This window comes from Endozoicomonas sp. ONNA1 (genome assembly GCF_024606325.1).
Classification (GTDB): Bacteria; Pseudomonadota; Gammaproteobacteria; order Pseudomonadales; family Endozoicomonadaceae; genus Endozoicomonas_A.
In genome coordinates this window covers 1-1,768 of record NZ_JAHHPN010000923.1, presented here as the reverse complement: position 1 = coordinate 1,768, position 1,768 = coordinate 1, and the positions used below count along the sequence as shown (strand labels likewise).

Here is a 1,768-nt window from a genome sequence, read left to right as displayed (position 1 = left end):
ATAGTCATTCAACAACAAAATGAACTGATAGCCCAACTACGACAGGAATTAGCAAGCCAACCTGCAACGCAGGAAGCAGGTGCAGTTGGAGGCGCCTCAGGAGGAAGCAAAAAATGTCCAATTTGTTTCAATCCAGTGGAAGATATTAGGGTGTTACAAAGTTGTGGACACGCTGGTTTTTGTGAGGATTGTGCTGGGAGAATTATAGATGAGCAGAGGAGTTGTCCGTTTTGTCGGGAAATACCGTTGTCGTACATGAAGGTTATCGACAAGTCTTTTTATTGAATGTGTACACAGTGCCAGCGTCTTGTTTTATGCTGTGTTTGCTTGAGAACGAGAGGCTCATATTGTGCCAATTATTTTTTCCTGCCAGAAACTCAATCCATTGGTATAAAATTTTTGTCGAGTCTAATAAAACGAGGCTAAACTGTCAATTGCTAAAGCCTTGATAAGAACGTCTGTAGTGTTTAAATATACGACATTACCCTATCTATTATGTATAAATTGCAGTTGTAGTAGTGCAGATGTAATTGTGCAATTGTTTTAACGAAAGCAGGTGAAAGTATGATCTTAGGGTATTCCTTTAAGACGCTTTTGTTTTCAGTATGTTTGTTTTTTTATCAGCAGGGGCTGACAAACGACACCTATGGCATTGAAGAGTTTCTCGAGTATCACAAGGCAAGCTGGAAGCCACCTTCAACAATAAAAGAAAGGCACAAAGGTCAAAGTGTGATGAGCCCACTTGAAAATATCCGTATTGGCTTTATCAGGCTTAATTTAACCTCTGACGATGTATCTGGAGATGAACGACTGGAAATCTGTGAAAATTACGAGGTGGCTGAGCAAGATTTTAATCGTCTGATCAGCTTTTATTTTAATTATGTGAACATGAGTGAACAATATCGAAAATTTCGTATTCAAAGAATGCTTAGACTAATACATTGTATATTCTCCATAAACATTAATAAGACCACTGAAAAAAAACCGGAAGATCAACAGTTAATCAATACAGCGGCAAAAAGCCTTTTTGAACACTTGTTTTTGTCTCATAAAATAAATGGCAGACGGAATCCTTATTTCATTTATTTCGATTTGAGTCCGATTGCATATCAGTCCAATTATTTCGGTGTTAATAACGGTCTGGTCCTGATGTTTCTTGCTTTTCTTGCTCCTCACTTTCTTTCCAAGGATGAACTCTATAACTATATTAGAATTTTGGATAACAGATACACCGAAAAAAGCTACAATCGAGCATTCGATCGTGAACTGCTTTCTGAAAATATCAATGAATATAATTCTCCGCGAAGTATTGCCAATCAATTGACCACAGCTCAATTGGATGCAGGAACAGCACTTCTGATCGGTTTAACCGCAATGGCGTCAGCAGCTTTCCAGCGCATGGATTCAGGGATGGAATGGCAAGAGACACTGGAGACCTTGTTGATAAGATGCTTGCCATATGAGTTACTGGCTATTGTCTACAGCAATATAACCAGTCATTGCCGCCCTGAACACTGGTACCCTGTACCTGCGGTAATGTTTACCGAGGATGGTATGCAAGAGTTTACACAGAGTATCATGGGTATTGACTTCACACACGCATTATCGGTGGTTTCATCGTCAGAAAGTCCGGAGTATCCATCGGGATACTCTGAGGGGACAGACAGCGACGATTCCGTTGAAGAGTCGGATTCAGAACATTGGGATCAGGCCATAGTCATTCAACAACAAAATGAACTGATAGCCCAACTACGACAGGAATTAGCAA

At 39.9% G+C, this 1,768-nt stretch carries 2 protein-coding genes; both read left to right on the top strand.

The window, feature by feature from the left end; genetic code table 11:
* A partial coding sequence (locus KDK19_RS21930; protein ID WP_257255273.1) for an RING-HC finger protein occupies nucleotides 1-285 on the top strand: 285 nt, incomplete at its 5' end.
* Nucleotides 286-564: 279 nt separating this feature from the next.
* Nucleotides 565-1,768: hypothetical protein (locus tag KDK19_RS21925; RefSeq protein ID WP_257255272.1), on the top strand; the 1,204-nt coding region annotated here is incomplete at its 3' end.